This is a genomic window from Pseudomonas sp. FSL W5-0299, from assembly GCF_005930655.1.
GTDB lineage: Bacteria > Pseudomonadota > Gammaproteobacteria > Pseudomonadales > Pseudomonadaceae > Aquipseudomonas > Aquipseudomonas mandelii.
The window spans coordinates 30,080-48,362 of sequence record NZ_RXHX01000043.1; the positions used below are offsets into that span (position 1 = coordinate 30,080).

Annotated in this window: 23 protein-coding genes and 1 pseudogene; 9 read left to right on the plus strand and 15 right to left on the minus strand. The window is 54.9% G+C overall.

The genetic code is table 11. From position 1 onward, the window contains the following. Positions 1-24: 24 nt before the first annotated feature. The 3 genes from FHL16_RS30010 to FHL16_RS30020 all read right to left on the minus strand — a co-directional run bounded on the left by FHL16_RS30010 (position 25) and on the right by FHL16_RS30020 (position 2,556). On the minus strand, positions 25-1,761 hold the full coding sequence (locus FHL16_RS30010) for a DUF4942 domain-containing protein (RefSeq protein WP_158080556.1): 1,737 nt from the start codon (positions 1,759-1,761) through the stop codon (positions 25-27). Positions 1,762-1,892: 131 nt separating this feature from the next. Continuing rightward, entirely contained in the window at positions 1,893-2,204 is a 312-nt protein-coding gene (locus FHL16_RS30015) for a hypothetical protein (protein WP_069900625.1), read from the minus strand. Between the two features lie 34 nt (positions 2,205-2,238). Then, complete coding sequence (locus FHL16_RS30020) at positions 2,239-2,556, minus strand: hypothetical protein (RefSeq protein ID WP_069900624.1); 318 nt, start codon at positions 2,554-2,556, stop codon at positions 2,239-2,241. A 98-nt stretch (positions 2,557-2,654) separates the two neighbouring features. Here FHL16_RS30020 and FHL16_RS30025 point away from each other — a divergent pair, with 98 nt between their 5' ends. Continuing rightward, the gene (locus FHL16_RS30025) at positions 2,655-3,386 is read left to right on the plus strand and encodes a hypothetical protein (RefSeq protein ID WP_069900623.1); all 732 of its coding nucleotides are present in this window, start codon (positions 2,655-2,657) and stop codon (positions 3,384-3,386) included. A 21-nt stretch (positions 3,387-3,407) separates the two neighbouring features. Here the strand turns inward: FHL16_RS30025 and FHL16_RS30030 are convergent, their stop codons facing one another. The 10 genes from FHL16_RS30030 to FHL16_RS30075 all read right to left on the minus strand — a co-directional run bounded on the left by FHL16_RS30030 (position 3,408) and on the right by FHL16_RS30075 (position 7,803). Next, on the minus strand, positions 3,408-3,674 hold the full coding sequence (locus FHL16_RS30030) for a hypothetical protein (RefSeq protein WP_069900622.1): 267 nt from the start codon (positions 3,672-3,674) through the stop codon (positions 3,408-3,410). Positions 3,675-3,793: 119 nt separating this feature from the next. Then, positions 3,794-4,240: a hypothetical protein gene (locus tag FHL16_RS30035; protein WP_069900621.1), complete on the minus strand. Its 447-nt coding sequence runs from the start codon at positions 4,238-4,240 to the stop codon at positions 3,794-3,796. Further along, positions 4,237-4,488: a hypothetical protein gene (locus FHL16_RS30040; protein ID WP_069900620.1), complete on the minus strand. Its 252-nt coding sequence runs from the start codon at positions 4,486-4,488 to the stop codon at positions 4,237-4,239. Before FHL16_RS30040 ends, FHL16_RS30035 begins: the two co-directional genes overlap by 4 nt. Before the next feature lie 444 nt (positions 4,489-4,932). After that, complete coding sequence (locus FHL16_RS30045; protein WP_069900619.1) at positions 4,933-5,463, minus strand: PBECR2 nuclease fold domain-containing protein; 531 nt, start codon at positions 5,461-5,463, stop codon at positions 4,933-4,935. 120 nt (positions 5,464-5,583) lie between these two features. Then, positions 5,584-6,024, minus strand: a complete 441-nt coding sequence (locus tag FHL16_RS30050; protein WP_069900618.1) for a hypothetical protein — start codon at positions 6,022-6,024, stop codon at positions 5,584-5,586. 56 nt (positions 6,025-6,080) lie between these two features. Beyond that, a complete protein-coding gene (locus tag FHL16_RS30055; protein WP_069900617.1) occupies positions 6,081-6,338 on the minus strand; it encodes a DUF7706 family protein in 258 nt (85 codons plus the stop codon). Between the two features lie 49 nt (positions 6,339-6,387). After that, a complete protein-coding gene (locus FHL16_RS30060) occupies positions 6,388-6,609 on the minus strand; it encodes a hypothetical protein (RefSeq protein ID WP_138739097.1) in 222 nt (73 codons plus the stop codon). A gap of 5 nt (positions 6,610-6,614) precedes the next feature. After that, positions 6,615-7,103, minus strand: a complete 489-nt coding sequence (locus FHL16_RS30065) for a DUF5983 family protein (protein ID WP_077750175.1) — start codon at positions 7,101-7,103, stop codon at positions 6,615-6,617. Between the two features lie 68 nt (positions 7,104-7,171). Next, complete coding sequence (locus tag FHL16_RS30070) at positions 7,172-7,432, minus strand: hypothetical protein (protein ID WP_069900614.1); 261 nt, start codon at positions 7,430-7,432, stop codon at positions 7,172-7,174. Between the two features lie 95 nt (positions 7,433-7,527). After that, positions 7,528-7,803, minus strand: a complete 276-nt coding sequence (locus tag FHL16_RS30075) for a hypothetical protein (RefSeq protein ID WP_069900613.1) — start codon at positions 7,801-7,803, stop codon at positions 7,528-7,530. A 387-nt stretch (positions 7,804-8,190) separates the two neighbouring features. Between FHL16_RS30075 and FHL16_RS30080 the strand changes: the two genes are divergently transcribed. Further along, entirely contained in the window at positions 8,191-9,831 is a 1,641-nt protein-coding gene (locus FHL16_RS30080) for an LA2681 family HEPN domain-containing protein (RefSeq protein WP_069900612.1), read from the plus strand. Between the two features lie 98 nt (positions 9,832-9,929). Here the strand turns inward: FHL16_RS30080 and FHL16_RS30085 are convergent, their stop codons facing one another. After that, positions 9,930-10,169 (minus strand): hypothetical protein, encoded by a 240-nt coding sequence (locus tag FHL16_RS30085; RefSeq protein WP_069900611.1) that lies wholly within the window; start codon positions 10,167-10,169, stop codon positions 9,930-9,932. Positions 10,170-10,322: 153 nt separating this feature from the next. Here FHL16_RS30085 and FHL16_RS30090 point away from each other — a divergent pair, with 153 nt between their 5' ends. From FHL16_RS30090 to FHL16_RS30100, 3 genes are all read left to right on the plus strand, one after another. Continuing rightward, positions 10,323-10,961, plus strand: coding sequence for a hypothetical protein (locus FHL16_RS30090; protein WP_077750176.1), 639 nt, complete (start codon positions 10,323-10,325; stop codon positions 10,959-10,961). Positions 10,962-11,365: 404 nt separating this feature from the next. Beyond that, the gene (locus FHL16_RS30095; RefSeq protein ID WP_010465777.1) at positions 11,366-12,124 is read left to right on the plus strand and encodes an ankyrin repeat domain-containing protein; all 759 of its coding nucleotides are present in this window, start codon (positions 11,366-11,368) and stop codon (positions 12,122-12,124) included. A 403-nt stretch (positions 12,125-12,527) separates the two neighbouring features. Next, the gene (locus FHL16_RS30100; RefSeq protein ID WP_077750177.1) at positions 12,528-13,661 is read left to right on the plus strand and encodes a glutathione S-transferase family protein; all 1,134 of its coding nucleotides are present in this window, start codon (positions 12,528-12,530) and stop codon (positions 13,659-13,661) included. A 166-nt stretch (positions 13,662-13,827) separates the two neighbouring features. On the opposite strand, the gene FHL16_RS30105 is transcribed toward FHL16_RS30100, so the two are convergent. Beyond that, positions 13,828-14,313, minus strand: coding sequence for a MaoC/PaaZ C-terminal domain-containing protein (locus FHL16_RS30105; protein ID WP_010465782.1), 486 nt, complete (start codon positions 14,311-14,313; stop codon positions 13,828-13,830). A gap of 299 nt (positions 14,314-14,612) precedes the next feature. On the opposite strand from FHL16_RS30105, the pseudogene FHL16_RS30110 reads away from it, so the two are divergent. The 4 genes and pseudogenes from FHL16_RS30110 (at position 14,613) to FHL16_RS30125 (ending at position 17,840) form a co-directional block, all read left to right on the plus strand. Next, positions 14,613-16,171, plus strand: a pseudogene (locus FHL16_RS30110) (IS3 family transposase). Positions 16,172-16,527: 356 nt separating this feature from the next. Next, entirely contained in the window at positions 16,528-16,959 is a 432-nt protein-coding gene (locus tag FHL16_RS35125; RefSeq protein ID WP_069900610.1) for a LexA family protein, read from the plus strand. A gap of 109 nt (positions 16,960-17,068) precedes the next feature. Further along, the gene (locus FHL16_RS30120; RefSeq protein ID WP_069900609.1) at positions 17,069-17,491 is read left to right on the plus strand and encodes a hypothetical protein; all 423 of its coding nucleotides are present in this window, start codon (positions 17,069-17,071) and stop codon (positions 17,489-17,491) included. Positions 17,492-17,567: 76 nt separating this feature from the next. Further along, a complete protein-coding gene (locus tag FHL16_RS30125) occupies positions 17,568-17,840 on the plus strand; it encodes a hypothetical protein (protein WP_069900608.1) in 273 nt (90 codons plus the stop codon). Positions 17,841-18,283 lie beyond the last annotated feature (443 nt).

The window sequence follows — 18,283 nt, forward strand, 5'->3', positions numbered from 1 at the left end:
ACATTTCGTACAGATAGGACTGGCTCAGCGCTTGGTGGCCTTGAGCAACAGCACGCTGATTGAGGTGCCCGAGAATGCGTTTTCGATAGGCTCGCTGAACTCCAGATCAAAGGCCGGCAGCAGATCAACGGCATGACGGCGGGCGCTCATGGGCAGAACAGCGCCGATGCGGCCACCGTCCTCCAGCAGAGTGCTGGCGTGCTGCAGATGGGCCTGCCAACGGCCTTCGGAGTAAGGCGGGTTCATGGCGATGACGGAGAACTTGCCTGAATTCCAGGTGAGAAAATCGCCCTCGATGACGTTGTGGCCTTTGCGGCGCAGGATGTCGCAATGCAGCGGGCTGATTTCGATGCAGCGGGTGCGATCCTTGGGCATCAGGTCAGCAATCCCACCCTGACCGGCTTGAGGCTCACAGCAGGTATCAAGCAAGCCGATATCGAGCCAGTCAATCAGGCGCTCGGCAACGGTCACCGGGGTGGGGTAGAACTGGTGGCTCTTGTGATCGGGGATGTACCCGAGTGCGGCGACCTCGTGGATAAGATCCAGGGCATCAAAATCGAACTGCCAATACTGGCTTCGCTGATTGACCGTGCAGTTGGTCAGCACGCCCCCCAAAGCCTGCATGACGGTATCGACCTCAGCTATCAGGTGCTTGCTGCGGTCGCGCTCGTAGAAGGGAACCGCTACGGCGTTACGCACTGGGATATGGTCGTAGTCGCGGCGGAAGCTCTCGGATTTGACGATTTTGTTGTACTGGGAAAGGGTCGCCAGAACAGCGCCTACCGCGTTGGAGAATGGGCGCTCGAACAAGGGCTTTGATGCGAATGTTTTGCCGTTGGCTTTTACCTTTGCCGGGCGCTTGCGGAAGCTCTCCGGGATGGCGGCCGGGTGGAGGTAGGCCAGCACGCTGTTGAGGCGATAGGCCATGTCAGGATGCACTTCGAGATGGGCGGTACCGACCTGGTAGGCGCGGACGCGGAAGGCCCCGCCATCAGCTTCCAGCCATTCGCCACGCGAGGCGCGGGCTGTTTTCAGCAGCTGGCCGGTAGAGGCTCGGGACGGATCATCGCGGCCCATGAACTTGGCGATTACCAAGCGAAGATCGTGTACCACGCCCTCCCTCTCGTGGTCAGTGCTGCCCCACTCATTGAAGACTCCGCTCATGATCATGCGCTTAGAAAAGCCTTCCGGCACATTGGTGACGTGCTGCTTGGACAGGCCTCGAAAAATCCCATCGACCCGCTCAGCCAGGAACTCAGCACGGCGAGCCAGGAGCCCTTGCACCGTGGCGCGCAGGTTATCGAGGTTGAACTCTGGCATGTCCATCTCAGGGTTCTTTCCTCGCTGGTACCCATGCTCACGCCAGGCGTTAAGGGTTTCAGTCCATTGCGAGCGGCGAGCCTGGGGCATGTACTCCATTAGGTCGGTCTGGCGCAGCGCGCGGTCCCAGAAGTTCGCCGTCAGCTCATTGAGCGCGCCTTCTAGGTTGAAGATTTCGGTGAAGGAGTTGAGGTGCCGCAGAGAGGCGTTGTGACCGTATTTGTCGCTGCCGTTGCCCTTGAAGAAGAAGCCCATCACGCCACTGACGTTTTCTTGGGTAATGATGCCGTGGACTTCGATGATGCGCTCGCGCAGGCGGATATGCTCGCTGGCCAGCAGGGTCAGAGCATCAAACTGGACCGGGGCGTAGAACTGATCGAGGACATCGCCCGCGATGATGTGTTGGGCGTCATGGCTGAAGTCGTGGGGTTGGGTGTGCATGTGCATCGCCTCCTTGGTGATGCCTTCAGCCTCTCACCGGCCCAGAAAATCCCAAGCGCCAGAGGAGGCCGGAAACCCGCATCACCGCGGAGCATTGGAGAAGATAAAATCCGCCTCAGATCACAGCTGTTTCAGCTGTAAAGAGCGTGGTTGTAGGGAACAACTTCGTCGATATCATCCCAGGCATCGCAACAGTTACTCTTGCCTCGAATGTGCTTCAGAACCTCTACCAGCTCCTGCTCCCGCGCAGCGGCACTGACCTTTACAGCTGCCAGCTCATCAAGCAGATCGTTGACGCCAGAACCGCCGAAAGGGCCTAGGACGCTGGCGGCATCGTTCCAAGCGTCAGGCTCGTGACCGACGCCCTCACTCAGGTACTGCCAGCCCTCCTCAGTCCTGCGCAGCTCTAGGGTGCCAAATTGCATGGTGGTGTGTTCGCTCATAGGGATACCCTCAATCAATATTTTCTGCCTGGTTTCAACGGCGCGAGAGCCAGCGAATCACGGCGCTTTCTACGTCCACATCTTCGGCGTAGAGCATCTGCGCCAAGCTGCCCTCGCTGATGTCCTCCAGGCGTTCCAGCCAGACACAGCCGTCCCAGTCTGGGCCGGTATCAACGTGAAGCTCTGCCAGCCAGCAGGCTGCTTGATCGGCGTTGCTCAGCAGGGTGCTGTAGCCGATAGAGATAATCGAGCGATCCAAGCGCTCGGCATTGGCTTCTGCGTAGCGCAGGATCGAGTGGAGCAGCAGGCCTACGTCTTCGAGGTCTTTGGTGCGGGCATTGGTCGTAATCACTGGGGAAACCTCCTTGGTTTTGCCTCACAATGCCAGCCTCCGGCAGAATCCCAATCCTACGGGCTATGATCAACGCACAAACATCAAGGACCAAGGACATGGCAGACGACAAGCTGAAGTGGCGGGTAACCCCCGAGCAAATTCTGGAGACTATGCGCTACTTCAGCGCTGCCGAACTGCGCACCCAGCAGTCCAAGCTATCGGGTGCAGCTACCCAGCTGGAAAAGCTGCTGGGGGGCCGGCTGAGCCACCTACTGACCCCAGACGAGGCTGAAATTATCCGTCAGGCTGCTGACCTGGTTCGCCAGCTCAATACCCGTGTTGAGCACGCTAAGGAGATAAAGAATCGGGAGGAAAAACGTAAGGAGAAGGCCCGGCAGCTTCACCAGGTTGCCATCGATAAGGCCTTGGACAAAACGCTACCGGCCATTTCGCGGGACGCCACCGACATCGGCGCTCGAATCCTCTCCATGACTGAGCTGCTGCTGGCACTTCACGCAGAAAAGATGACCCTCACTTTCATGAGCAAGGATGAGCTGGTGGCGGACCTTCGGCGCAAGGTCGACAGATACACAGCCCGCAGTGAATCGCTTTGGGAGGTTGCGGACTATATCTACCGTGATCTGAGGAGCGGCCTGGACGCCAACCTTGGTTGGGAGCGGGACCACCCGCCGCAGGAGCGACTGTCTGCCATGCTCGATCTTGCCCGGCAGCGAATAGACGGTATCCGCAAGTCACATGCTGAATTTTTCGCCTACCTGCAGGCCCAGGTGGCAATCGAAGAATCGACAAACGTCGAGAGGTTGCCGGTTAGGCCAAAGCGTCAGTGATCAGCTGGTAGGGGAGCGGTGCTATTGCTCCCTTTCATCGCCCTTCGCCTGCCGCTCTTCTTCGCGCCGTTGCAATGCGCGCTTCATGAACTCGATTGCCTTTTCGAGTGCGGCAACAGCCCAATCAGGACATGGTGTCGAGCTGGCCTTTTCGGGATCATTCACCCAGGATCTAACGGTGCGCGGCGAGCAAGGACGCTGAGTGACGGCAGCGATTAGGACAGCACTTTTCGCCTGCGTTATTCCGTTCTCTTTCAGCAAAGTCAGGAAGCGGTTGCGGTTGTCCATCTGATTTCGCCACGAGGAATAGGCAACATTGCCTAAGTAAGAGAGTAGGCAACTTTGCCTATCTGATCAAATCTAGCGTTTGGTACCGGCAGTGCAGTATACCCAACCAGAGAAGCGGCTCAGACCAAACAGGGCTGCGCGCTCACCATCGCGGCAATTCGCGCATTGCTTGCCCGGCGCTCTGCGGCCATCTTTTCCTCGCGGGCCGCGCCAACGCCGTTGTGCTTCTGCACCACATAGATCAGGTTGAACGGGTTGTGAGGGCCACGCCAGGCCTCCCATTCGGCTTTGCAGGGGCCTCGCAGCTCAAGGGGCAGGGCGAAGTACATGGCGCGGGCTTTGCGCCACATCTGCGCCTCGAATGAGCGCATACGCCCCACAGTGAGATCATCTTGAGCTTGTCGGCGCTCCAGCTCGGTGTCCCAGCTGTGTTGCTGCTCGCGGATCTGTTCGCTGAAGAGGGGCAGAGCCTGCGCCTCGCGTTGCTGCTTGCGGCGGAAGGCCGCTGCCTTGCGCTCATTGACGCTAACCTCGCGGCGCTTCACCTGGAATGTGTTGTACTTCATGCCCGATCGCTCCCTTCTGCCAGCAATCCGAGCAACAGACCCAGCACCCCCCAGAACACCCAGGCCAAAAGACCCAGGATGAACATACCGGCCGTCCCTGCGAGACCTCCAGCCAGCATCATAAACTCATCAGGGATCATAACCCCGACCCCTGCCCAGACCGTAACGGCCTGGATTCCGCCGAGGGCAAAGAAGACCCAGGCAATGAGGGCTGGAGCGAGGATTGAGGCTTTACGAGCAAGTGACATGGGCAACTCCGTGTTGGCCGCTGGAAGATGGTTCCAGGCTACGGCTAACAAGGAAAATCCCAAGCGAGTTGGGTCAGCAGCGGGGGGGCTTCAGCTTGCTCGGGTAGGGTTGGCTCAGGCCTGAGCCTGAATCCGACTTATGAGTAACCGGAACTGATGCCGAAGCTCGTTGGCTTGCTCGATGGTCATTCATCCGGGATCACTGGAAGTCCCGTAACATCACGGTCATTCATCAAATTTGATTGACACAAGTGTCGCCTTGTATATGATTGCAAGTGAGCGCGAAACCAGTGGCCTTCAGCGGCAATGACTGGCGTAGGAACCCCGGCGATGGCTGAACATCGGCGTAGGGTGAGACCTCCACACCCCTGCTTGAGGGTGTGTATATGAATATCAAGCAAAAATTCGAGGGCTACTGTAACCAGTAGCCCTTTTTCTTTGCTCTCACAAAAGCGTGTAGCGCTTGTACAGCAACTCGCCATGACGATGCTTGTTGAGCGATTTGGCGTCCGTGTGCATAAAGTTCCAGAGCATCTGGCCCTCGAAGAACACAACGCTTACTAGCATCTGCCGCTTTGACTCATACACACCAATGAAAGCCAGCCGGTCAGTGCCGTCTGTGAAGGCCACTTTCCAGACCTCCAGCGGCCCTGTGAGCGTATCTAAAGCCAATCTAACGTAGCGCTCACGGGCATCCAGTCGTTTCTCGACGATATGATAGATGCTGCTACGCAGGATAGTCACATCCCCCATAGGCGTCTCGACGGTTATGGACAAGATCGCAGGGTCAATAAATCCCAGGTGCAGAGCTGTCACCTCGATAGCGTCTTCATGGGTGGTCGCGGCAGTGACTTCCTCAAGTGCGTGTGTACGCAGTTCACGTTCCAAGGTACGCAGGTCGGGAAGATTGCTATCAACCCACGTGGGCTGGCCTTTTACTTCAGAAATCTTGGGTAAGAGAGTGTCCGTGCTCAAACGTCGTCGCTCAATCTTGGCGGTGGTCAGGTCATCATTGTGCCATGTCTAGGCAAAGACGTTCGCAACAGCACGATGCAACCGAACTCGGCGGGTTGCCGTGATCGAGAGGGACAAAATTCACTGGGAGCCCTCCAGAGCCTGCGGACTGGAAGTTGTTTGCGTGGACTGGCGCAAGCTGGCCAGCTGCGGGTGACGCCGCCACCATTCATCAGCTACCAGATCCGGTACCCGAGCGCACTGGGCAAGGTCATCAATGGTCAGCGCCTTCTGGAAGCGCTTGTTCTGCCACGACTCGCTAGGAATGTGCGTTCCTGGATTGGCCGGCAGCAGCCAGTTGAGGGCTTGCGCGGCATTATGGAACTGCCGCCCGCCTTGGTAGCCCAGCTGCTCGTTGACGCGCACAGCGGTGATCTGGGCGCGCTCACGGGGGTACAGTGATTGCAGCAGGGTGATGAGGGGGCTGGAGGGGGTGCGGAACTGCGGCGCTTTGCCGGTGGCCCTGTAGTTGGCCATCGCCAGCGGGTTGCGCATCAGGTGCTTGACTGTACGGTTGTCCATTGCGGAGGCCTCTTGGTAGCTGAGTTCAGGCTACCGGAAGGCCTCGCAATCCCAAGCTAGGCTACCGGGAGCGGAAACTCGGCATCGTAGGCGCGGTGCAGTGCTGTGCGCAGCTTGTCCAAGGCGGCAACCATCAGGTGCGCCTCAAGCTGATCGCCTGCCAGCGGCTGAACCTGGGCATGGCCAATGCGGTTCAGCAGCAGGGTGAGGGCCTGGGTTTCCTGCTCGTCCAGATCGAGGCCAGCATGCGGTGTATGCGGTGCTTGCTGGTCAAGCAGGGTGGCGCTGATGCGCAGAAAGGGGGTGCTGCTCATGACGATCTCCGGCGCTGGCCACGCCCCATGCGTGGCCAGATAACAGAGCTTACACGTCCTCGCGGTAGGTATCGTTGGGACCGCCCACGGCTTCAAGCATTTCGCCGTTGGCCAGCAGATCGGCTATCCGCTTGCTCAAGGCTGCGGCCATCTGCTCGGCCGTCACGTCCGCGCCGTCTTCTGTGGTTGAGCCGCCGACCTCGAAGGCGATGGTGAAGGCGTGATTGAAGGTCTTGGCCCGTTCAGAGTGCGAAGTGTTTTTGTCGGTCATGGCGATCACCACACATACGCAGGCAGGCCGTCGACGGTATCCCAATCGCAATCCAGGCGTACCCAGCGATTTAGGTTTTGACCTTTGAGCCACTGGTGGATGGCTCGGGCGGACTCGGGCATCTCGGCATCGTGGCCTTCGTCGAAGAAACCGATGAAAAACCCCTCTGGATAGCAGGCGACGGTAGCCCACTTGCACTGGCCGGCGCTGGCGGTGAGCGCTTGAGCTGTATCGCTGTCGAGGTGGGCAATCGAGATAACCGGCATGGCCATCATGTCGAGCTTACCGCTGGTGACACGCACGCAATGGGAATGCTCGTCGAGAGTGGCCGGCGAATCGCCAGTCACCAGGCCGTTTCCGGTGATGGTGTTCACGGCTTGCTCCAGGTTGGCCAGCAGCTCGACCGGAGTCAGGGCGATATTTTCCGCCTCAGCATCGCCGCCGTCAGGGGAAACGGTGCCTGAAAAAATGAGGGAGAAGTGCAGCGGGGACATAGGAAACCTCCTTGGTTTAGATGGTTCCAGGCTACCCCCAGCCGTCAGAATCCCAAGCGCCCGCGCGCTCAGAACAGGGCGAGCTGCCCCTGAAATGGGCCTATGTCCAGCCAGGTAGTTGAGTCGGTCTTGAACCCGTGGGCCAGCATCGCCGCAGCGCACTGCTCGGGCGTCTCGAAGCCAGCCGCCTCGCTGTCCTTGTCGGTGGCCAGCAGCACTATGCCGCAGCTGGCACTTTCAAAAGCCCCGACGAACATCTGATGGCCGCCCAATGCCCGCCAGGACGCAACGTAGGGTCTTTGAGGGGAAACTCGCTCAATGGTGGTCATGGTCTTCTCCGCAGGACTGGGTGAATCCCAATCTACAGAGCGCGCCGCTGATCCCAAGTACGCTGCTGGCGGGCCAGCAGCGCAACACAGGATGGCTAGACCTCAACCGCCTCTCCGTAGGCGTCATGCAGTAGCTTTGCAGCATCGTAGTAGGCCTGGTGCATCAAGCTTCGTGCAGCAGGGCTGAGCGGCATATGACCGTTGGTGGCTATCATGTCGAACACCTGCGCCCGGTCGGCGATTTCTTGGGCGACTTCTGCGTCTCGGGTTCCTTCCTCCAGGTGACTGGCGGCGAGGGCAATAATATCCACCTGCATTTGCAGCAGGGCGAGTTCCCACTCAGCGAGCAGGGTAGTTCCAAGGGTAGTCATGGTGAGCCTCATGCGATTTCGGCGCGTACCGAAGGAATGCCATTTCTGCGAGAGCGCGAGAGCGTCAGTCGTTCAGGTAGTGGCGTTGCATGAAGGCTCCGAGGCTGGTGAGAACACCCTTTCCCGGTTGGGATAGGCTGCCCCCTGAGTGAAGGGGATGAAGCTTGACGTGCATTATGCCCCGGCCTTCCAGGGAGAACCAGTAATGAGCCAGCGCTCGCCGCACATTTCGTTAGCGCCGCGCTACTGTAGGTCTGGTGCGTTCGGCGTACTTATCGGTTCCAGGGAAAATGCGAACAGTTGGGCATCTACAAAACCAGGGACGATTCAGATTAAGCTCAAGGTTTAGCTGAAAGTTCATCCCTCAACCATCGGAAGCCTTACATAATGGGAAAGACCTGCATTAATGATGATGCTGCGAAGATGGATGAACTAATTGCAGGGCGCAAGTACGATGAAATTAGTGCCTTTATAGAGCTGCTAGTTTGTCGCATGTACGATAACTCTGAGCTGCGGGCGTACAATCATTATATTGTCGGAAACGGCTATGCTGTACTTGCGGATAGACTTAATTCCCCTTGGGATGAAAAAACGGGGCTTCAAGTTAATTTTTTCAAAAAAGCACAGTATGAGCCAGGGTTCTCTGCACTTGATGATGACGTGAAGAGCCGGGTATATACAAATCTAGCTAGCGCTCTTTATGGTCAGGGTCGATACCTTGAGGCTGTAGTGGAATATGATAGAGCAATAGCTACTTTCAACAACCCTATGGCCTTTTTTTGCAAAGGGCAGGCTCTTATGGAGTTTTCGCGTGGCTTATATGATGAAGGTCACTGCATGTACTTCCAGAAAGAAGCTTACCCAATATTAAAATACGTTTATGAGTGCAAGGACGATTTGTTCGATGAAGGACATTTGGCAGTTGTGAATGCTGCCCAGCATTTGCAGGGCTTTGTCCGGCATTTTGATGACAATTTCTCCGAGATATGTGAAAGCTTTCCTCATCTGTCTACCCTAGAGGGGTTTGTCGGAAGATCGCAGAAAGAGCGTTTGTATAAGCAGTGGTGTTTAGAGAATCGCCTTTTCATTAACGACTTGAATGATATTTCTAACGAGCCGGTTGTGGCCCAAGATGTGATGGGTCTTCCCAGTGTTACTTATTCGATCAACCCCCTAATTGGCGTATCCGAAAGTTTGTGGTTAAGCGGAGGCTTCTCTGAAATTAAGCACCAGTATGCGCATGCCAGATTTACTTTTTTTGAGGCAATTGAAAGCAAGTACGCTAAAAGAGAGGTTTCGCATTATGCGAGCAATGATCTTTTTCTGACAAACTCTTTGGACTATTGCTTGTATCGGCGCGATATCGAGCAGATTAAGATTTGCTTTAGATTGCTGTACTCTTGCTTTGATAAGCTTGCAGTTCTTCTCTTTAAATACTTGGAGCCTAATTCCGCCGCTAGAGTATATTTTTCCAATGTCTGGTATGTGCGTGATAAGGACGTTAAGGGCAGATTTCTAGAATCAGAAAATCCCTTTCTTTTGGCCTTGTACTGGTTGTCCAGAGAAATAAATGACAACGAAGCCGAAGGGCATGATCATTGGATGGACCCAAATGCCGGTAAGTTGGCGGATATAAGAAATAAAATTGAGCACGGCGGATTCAGGGTTGTTATTGATGATCTCTATACAATCTCTAAGTCTTTTGAGCTTGAGCGTGAAGACAAAAATCGTGCGGAAATTCTAGATCGCATAGAAGAGAATAGAAGACTGCTCAAGAGCGGAGTTCCAAAGGCAGAGCAAAAAGCAATAAAACTTAAAATAGCCGCTGATCTAGAACTAATTGAGGGGAAGGAAAATTTAAGAGGATATCCTCTTGTAATCACAGACAAAGAGCTGCGAGAACAAACATTGAGGCTTATGAAAAAAGTACGGTATGCAATAATTTATACGTCACTTGCGATTCACTATGAAGAAGAGAAGCGGGACAAGTCCGGAATTTCCATACCGTACGAAATCCCTATTTATTGAGACTTTCTTTCTACGAAAGGGCGTAACACCGGCGCAAACGATGCCCAAGACGCGGTGAGACTAGCGGCAATCCTAATTATTACGCCTTTTGCCATAGATCAATTCTCATTGTCTGGGCGTACCACGTCCCAATGTACAGGGCGGGCCTGGGCCTCTTCGAGCATGGTGGCCTGAATCTGGGCCTGAGCTTCGGTCTCCCACACGGACTCTGAGTAGCGCTCCACGGCATTCTCGAAGTCATCGAAGATGAGATCGAAACGTGGCAGGCCCTTGTGCTGAGAAACATCACGCACCCGAAAGCGTTGCGGGGGATAGATGTTAAGAGCGTGGCTGGGCATTGGGCCTCCATTAGGTGGTGATGAGGACCTTAGGGTTAAGCAGGTGCCGGAAAACCCAAGGACTTTACCGGCTGGCCTGTTGCAACTTATCGCAATGGCTCGCGAGAACTTCAGCAAGCAACTCGGCGTCGTTGGCTGCGTCTACCGGGCCGAATGTATGCTAGCAAAGAGTTTCATGATTACATTATAGGCCAAAAGAACTATGCGTCATTTCCTGAAATAATAGAATTCTACACAGGTATCGACCGGGACCGGGGTGACCTCTTAGAAAAACTAACAGATGACTTATCATCTGCATGTGACTTGGTAGATCAAAAGACAGGACTTCCTGCGGAACTAAATCCGTTAGCTTCTATTGAGTGGAGTCCTTCCGCAGAATCTATAGCCATTGCAAAAGAGGCTGTCAGCGAAAATATTTCAAATTCTAACCTTCCCGATACATTGAAAGATGACCACGCTGATAAAAATTATAATCAGCTAAGACCTTACGACCAAAGAATTCAATATATTATTGAAGAATACTCGCTTAGTGGTCTGATACAGAAGATAAAGGCTAGCTCGCGAGCGCTTAGGAATAGTGACTACGTAGATCCAGATATTAAGAGACTGTTGTTGAAGCAGATAACTCGTGGTTGGAAACAAGTTTCGCAAATACTGTTTGCACTTACGCCGCTTTTAGCATCGCAAGGGAAAGTTGCTTTCGAGGGCCAAGGTTTTATTTTGGAAGATGGGTTTGGCGACACAGTAGAAGAAAGAGTGAAAAAATATTTTTGGCAAATCCTTATAATGTAGTAAGAATGTTCACGGGGGACCTATACTCAAATAAGATTGCACCCTTGCTTTATGACTGCATAGATTCTGAAAGCGACCAGCTTATCAGGCACAATCTAATTCTTATGGTTGTAAATGAAAGGCCTGCACATTGGAAATCCAATGTGGAAAGTTATATTTCATCAATCCCAAAAAACTCTTTTTACCTATACAATTTAGTTGGTACGCTTTCCAATAGGTATAAATATGACTTTGCGTCTTCAGCGGAATTGGGTGAAATAAAACACCTGCTGAAGTCAGGTTATGCAAAGCACGAGTTTGGTAAAAAACCCAGCCTCGTAGAAATTGGAAAAATCTCGAACAACGTAATACCCAAAAGAGTTTTTTCTGAAGAATAACATGGATCAAGGGGTAATTGGAGTCAGATGAACATTAAACATAGGGTGTTTATTATAGTCATGCTCTCAGTGGTAAGCAGTTGTGCTGCCGGACAGAAGGTCGGCGGCATGACTCCTCAGCAAGCTTTTAGTGATCCGCTAGTTGCTGAGTTGGTGGTAGCGGCTACTCAAAATGATTTTCAGAAAGTGGATGAAAAAGTCCAGGCTGGAGCTGACGTCAATACGATCGGTGCTGATGGGGTGACGCCGTTGATCTGGCAGGTTTATTTAAGAAACGTCCGGGGCGCGGAGAAACTGCTGAAGCTGGGTGCAAATCCGAATTACCGTGACGAAAAGTTGCACGCCTCGCCACTGTATTTGGCTGTTGGCGCCAGCAGGGTCGATCTTTTAGATGTGCTGCTTCGCTACAAAGGGGACCCGAATCTGATCGGGCCAAACGGAGACAGCCTGTTGCATCAGGCTGTCATTGAGTTTTGTGAGGCGTGTGTCCGTTTGTTGGTTGAAAACTATCATGCAAATGTGAATGTACAGTGTGATAATGGAGATACGCCCGCGAAAGTGGCCGTCGCCATGGGCAGGTTCGATCTAGTTGCATATTTTTTGCAGAAGGGATTGAATAACAACCTTCAGGACTTGGCGTTGAGTGTTCAGATACGACAAGTACCGGCCGAATCGGATGCAATGAAACATAAAGTCCAAGTTATCGATATGCTTAAAGCGCGCGGCGTGCAGTATCCTGATCCACGATATCGCCCGCGCCAGCCCCCTCCGGGCTGGGAGCCTTGAAGGGACAGTGGTAAGGCGGTACGGGTCTTGCGCGGTAACGGTGCACGGTAACGGGGTCAGATGAGAATGGCACTTACTTAAGCGCTAACCGTTTGAAATTGAAATGAAAAGTCTGGCTCAGGGTCATATGGTGAAAGCGATCAAACCATCACCTATGACGACGCCAACCAACTGACCCAGCAGCAGGAATGGAAAGTTGGCAAGAACACCACCACCACCCTAATTGGGGGCAGGTGAAGGTTAACTCCCGGGACACAGACGCGTGGTAGCTCTAACCACGTCTGGAGCGTGGCCACTCTCTTTGGCGGCCCGGTGACAACACCAGCCGTGGTTTCGGGTTGCCTTCAGGGGAGAAGATCGCTAGGATCTGAGGCAGTCTTCCAGCCATAACAACGAATTTGTCATGTCCCTCGATCAGAACCTCTATACCCTCTACGGCTCCTCGCACTCGCTATATACCGGCAAGGCGCGCTGTTATTTGCGCAACCAGGGTATCGCCTATGTGGAGGTGCCTACTTCGCACCCGGACTTTGCCACGCGCATTTTGCCGCAAATTGGCCGAGGGATTATTCCGGTGCTGGAAACGCCGGAGGGCCGAGTGATTCAGGACACGGTCGACATTATCGATTTTTTCGAGGCGCAGGGCGTGCGTTATCCCGTTTACCCGAGCACACCCCTGCAACGCGTGGTCGCGGTGATTATCGAATACTACGGCAGCCAGGCCATGCTCAAGCACGCCATGCATTATCGCTGGTCGTACCGCGTGCAGCAGGAAGGCTTTTTACGCCATGCCTTTATCAGCGGCTCTGGCGAAGAAATGGCCGAGAAAATCATGGGGCGCATGAATTCCTATCTGCCACGCCTGGGCGTGAATGAGCAGAGCGCAGCGCTGATCGAGCAATCCTTCGAGCAACTCCTTGAGGTGCTGGACGCGCATTTCGCGGTGATGCCCTATCTGTTGGGTGGGCGTCCTTCAATTGCCGATTACGGCCTGATAGGCCCCATGTTCGCTCACCTGGGACGCGATCCGGTGCCGCTGGGGATCATGCAAACCCGTGCTCCCCGCGTACACCGTTGGGTCGAGCGCATGACGGCGCCCGGGCTGGATGTGGTGGAGTATTCCGACAGCCGTCCTGAGTTCTGGCCCAATGACGCCTTGCCGCCAACGCTGTTACCAGTCCTGCAGCACATCGCAGTGGATATTTTTCCGGAGCTCACCGACAAGCTGGCGTTTATGGATCGGTGGGTCGCGCAGGCGCAGCCGGCTGACGGCGAGCCGGTGACTGAAAAGCCTGCGCTGCGGCAGATTGGTATGGTCAGCACCTGCTTTCGCGGGACAGCGATCGAGGTTGGCGTAGAGCCTTATTTGTTGTTCCTGTTGCAGCGCGCTGCGGACGTGGTAAACGCCCTGCCTGCAGATGAAGCGCGGGTTTTGATAGCACAGCTGGAGCAGCTCGGGTTGGTCGCAGCAGTGCCGCTAGGTCGGGATTACAGCGTGGCGCGGGCGGGCAATATCGAGGTTTGGCTGCGCAGCTGATTCGCATCAGAGCTGTTCCAGGGCCAGGGTGTTGCTAGGTGCTTCAGCCGCCTGATGGGTTATCAGGCGGCATCCAGGGTATCGGCTATATCCTGCGCCTCGGGTTGCGCCGTGAGATCACATACACTGGCGACCACTGATCCTGTGTCAACCTGAATCCTACCAGTCAACCCTCAAGAAACGCCCGCGAATCCAGATAAAACAGCCACTCAGCCACCAGCGTAGGCCGCCCATCCTCCAACTCAAGCTTCACTTCCTGCTTCAGCAAACACCCACCATTTGGCTTTTGCACCAGCTCACGCGCACCCACACGCGCCCGAAATTTCGCCCCCACCGGCATCTGACCGACGAAGCGCAACCGATCAAAGCCGTAGTTGAGTGCGAAGTTCTTGTCGATGGCTGGCCGGGCTTTCATTGCCTCGGCGTGCAGCTTGATCAGGTGTGAAACCTGCAAGAATCCCTGGACGATGGTGCCGGCATAGCCGGGCTCCTGGGCGGCGCGTTCCGGGTCCAGATGGACCCATTCGCCTTCACCGTCGCCGGTGAGCGCGGCGTACTCGTCCACCATGGCCTGGGTGATAACGTGCCACTCGGACAGGCACTCCTGGTCTGCCAGCGCAGCCGCTTCAAAGTTGCTTCGTAGTGTACTCATGCTCACCTCTCGGTTTTTTTTGTTGTCACCATCGGGGCCAGTATGGCTCTTATCAGGCCACCGATCAGGGTGGTCATTAGTCTCGGACGTTGAAAGTGATTTGATCTGACGCGGATTAGCGCCTACTACCATTTCTCATTCCATGGCCTGAGCGCTACCTCAAATGCCCAGGTGGATCGGTGTTGCCGGTGCAGTTGCAGATACATCTGGGCGATCTCGTCCGGATCCCCCTCTGTCAGGATTGATGTCGCGTCCCTTGTTACACTCTCTTAAACATTCAGGGGCGTTTGGAGATCTGTATGCCTCGCTATTCCGATGAGCGACGTCAGGCCGCTGTGGCCAAGCTGTTACCGCCTTATAACCAAAGCGTAGAAGAGGTCGCCCGGCAGGAGGGTATCTCGCCAGCCACTGTTTACAAGTGGCGCAAAGAAGCTCGTGCTGAGGGACGCTGCTTGCCCGATGCAAGTGACCAGGGTACGTCCGGCTGGTCGTCCCGAGACAAGTTTGCAGCGGTGGTTGAGACCGCAGCGATGAACACCGAAGACGTTGCTGCCTATTGTCGTCAACGGGGACTGTATCCCGAGCAGCTGCAACGCTGGCGTCATGACTGCGAACAAGCCGCCAGCCTGTCCTATGAGGACCGCCGTCGAGAAGCGGATGAAGCCAAGCAGCAGCGCAAGCGGATCAAAGAGCTGGAACGAGAGCTACATCGCAAGAACACAGCACTCGCGGAGACAGCAGCACTGCTGACGCTGTCAAAAAAAGCACGGGCGATCTGGGGGGACGAGGAGTCATGATCAGCATCGAGGATCGCCAACGTGCCGTAGAGCTGATTGCTGTCGCCTGCAACGAGGGCGCCACCTTGACGGCTGCCTGTGAAGTCGTCGGGATTTCTATCCGGACTCACCAACGCTGGATGCAGGCGGGAAAGCTAACAGGCGATAAACGCCCTGTAGCCGAACGCCCAGCCCCTGCTAATGCGCTGACCCCAGAAGAAGAGGCTGAGATCTTGAGGCAATGCCAACGTGACGAGTTTGCTGCTTTACCGCCGGATCAGATTGTTATTCGGCTGATGGATGAAGAGCAGCGTTACATTGCCTCCGTATCGAGCTTTTATCGAGTACTGCGTAAACATGGCCAGCTGGCACACCGGGGACGCGCCAAAGCCCGCAAATCACAGCCAGCGCCGACTACACATACAGCAATCGCCCCCAACCAGGTATGGTCCTGGGACTGCACCTGGCTTCCTGGGCCAGCCAAGGGTACCTACTACTATCTGGTGATGATCCTCGACATCTTCAGCCGTAAAGTCGTGGGCTGGGAAGCCTTTCTGGGGGAGTCTGCAGCTAACTCACGCCGTGTCATTGAACGAGCCGTGCTGGCCGAAAACATGGTAGGCCAGCCTCTGGTGCTGCACGCTGATAACGGCAGCCCCTTCAAAGGCGTCACCTTGCTTGAGAAGCTGAGAGATCTGCAGATCCAGCCTTCGTTCAGTCGACCGCGTGTGAGCAACGATAACGCCTTCTCCGAGGCTCTGTTCCGCACCTGCAAGTATGTGCCGAACTACCCCGTCAGTGGCTTCGCTGACCTATCAGCTGCCCAGCGTTGGGTGCACGGCTTCGTCCAGTGGTACAACTATGAGCACCGCCACAGTGCTATCCGCTTCGTGACGCCGATGCAGCGCCACACAGGAGAAGACAAAGCCATATTAGCCAAGAGACATGCGCTCAACCTTGCAGCCAGAGCTGCGCATCCTGAGCGCTGGAGTGGTGACGCCCGCAACTGGCATCCTGTGACATTAGTATCGCTAAACCCAGAGCGCCGAGTAGTTAGGGAGGTAGAGAAAATAGCTGCATAAAAATCAAACAGGGCGACAGATACCTTGACAGTTACCGCGGGTCACGTGTCAACGCCTCTTCGAGACAGCGTTTGAGCCAGCCGCTGGTGGCTGGATCGCAGAGAATCGCTTCGATTTCAACGGATGTTGGCATGTTGGTACTCAATTTGAAGGTGTGTCCGTGTGGCATTTTTCCAGATCGAGCGAAGGCGCAAGGCGAATATCAGGACGGATAACGGTTAGAAAAGGCGAAGGCGTGGTGGGGGTTGGGCAGTTCTCAGGCACGAAAGCAATCCCAGGAGAAAAAATCCACTGCGCTTTGCATGAGGCTGGCGGTAGATATAGACTCAATGCTGTATAAATGAACAGTAGTAGCAATGCGCGTACATCTAATAGGCCAGCTCACGCCAGACTCCAGCCCGGCAACCCTCCAGTTCTGCGGCCCCGTCAGCTGTGGCTTTCCATCGCCGGCCGCCGACTACCAGGAGCCTGACCTCTCGCTCGATAAGTTGGTTGGCATAGGTCCAACCTCCTCGATCTTCCTGTTCCGTGCGTTTGGCGACTCTATGATCGGCGCGGGTATCCATGACGGCGACTTAATCGCGGTAGACAAGTCGCGGCAGGCCCAACCAGGGAAAGTGGTGTTGGCGGTTGTCGGCTCGGAGTTTCTGGTCAAGCGCTTGCAGTACGACTCCGATGGCAGGGCGATGCTGTGCGCAGATAACCCAAGGTATCCACCCTTGCGGCTGGGAGAGGACGAGCTATTGGAGGTTTGGGGCGTTTGTAGATGGTCGCTGCACGAGCTATAGGGCCCGTCCTGGTTGAGTTGATTTGAGTGCCTGGTTTTGGTTTGGATTACCCGCAACTGTGGGAAAATTGTTAGAAGCAGCTGATGTAATCACGAAGGAGTCATTCCCCATGACCGAGCAAGCCCCCGACCGGCCCTGTGCGGCCTGCGGTAAGCCGGCCGTACCGTTCGGACGTTTTTGCCCGGAGTGCTACGGGGGAGTGCTGCATCCTGATGGTATGCCGATTAGCCCAGGTCGACCTGAGGACCCGTGGCGGGAGTTAAATGCCGAAGCAGATGCTTGGCTGCTCGACCAGAAAATGCCACGAGCCCAAGAAGTTATGGGTGAGATCCAGCGCCTGGCCTACCGCCGCAAGCGGCTTATCGCGACCGGGGAAAAGCCCGAGTCGTCGACTATTGAGCTTCCTTTCGATGAAGGATATGCCGCTGCTGCCATTGGACTAAGCCGGATGTTCAATCCCTACGAGGAGCACACCTGGAAGCACAACGAGTGGTGGGTGGGCTGGGATAGCCACCAGCAAAACAACAGCTAAATGGGTCGGATCTTTCGCTTGGGATTCCGAAAGCCCGTGAGACGCTGAGGCCATAACGATTACTGAGAAACTACTCATGGACGCTACCAAGACGCAAATTAACGAACTACTTCCAGAGGTTGATTCTCCGCGACGAATGTCAACCGCGTGGTGTGCTTCAGCATTTGAGGAGATAGCTACCGCCATTGATTTTATCGAGGCCGGTACAGCTCTGATGACACCCTTACAGCGTGAGGTTTGGGAGCGATACAAGTTGCAAACAGCGCAGTTTGCAGAAGACATGCTTTTGGCTGAGGGTGATCGAAATGCAATCATCCGCCGCCTTGGGCTCGCAGCACCCAAAGGCTAGGAAACCTTTAGCTGATCCTGGATTAGTGGAAAACAATGGCAGCGCCCCGTAACACAAGCCGGCGAGGCTTACGCGGGTAGTTCTTGCAACCAGATTCCCACAGGCCCTTGTTAGGGCCTTTTGCATTACCAGGGCCTGATTATCGTGCCCGAGAACTGGAGGCTGTATGGGAGATTATTTTTACTTGCTGGGTGCGATCGGACTTTGCTTTTCCTTTGTCCTTGGTCTGATTTGGTGGTCGCGCCGAGGGCAGCGGAAAATTGCCAAAGAAATAGAGGCGGGCTGGGATGAAGCAGGCCGCAATCACTAACACTGTTGCAGCTCAGCTGTGAGCACAATTGCGCTTATCGATGCGATTGCTTCTGGACCCAAGCTAACAGTTAGTCGTGATTTTATCCATACAATTCAATAGCTTAATTCTTCTAACTATTTTGCATTCATTT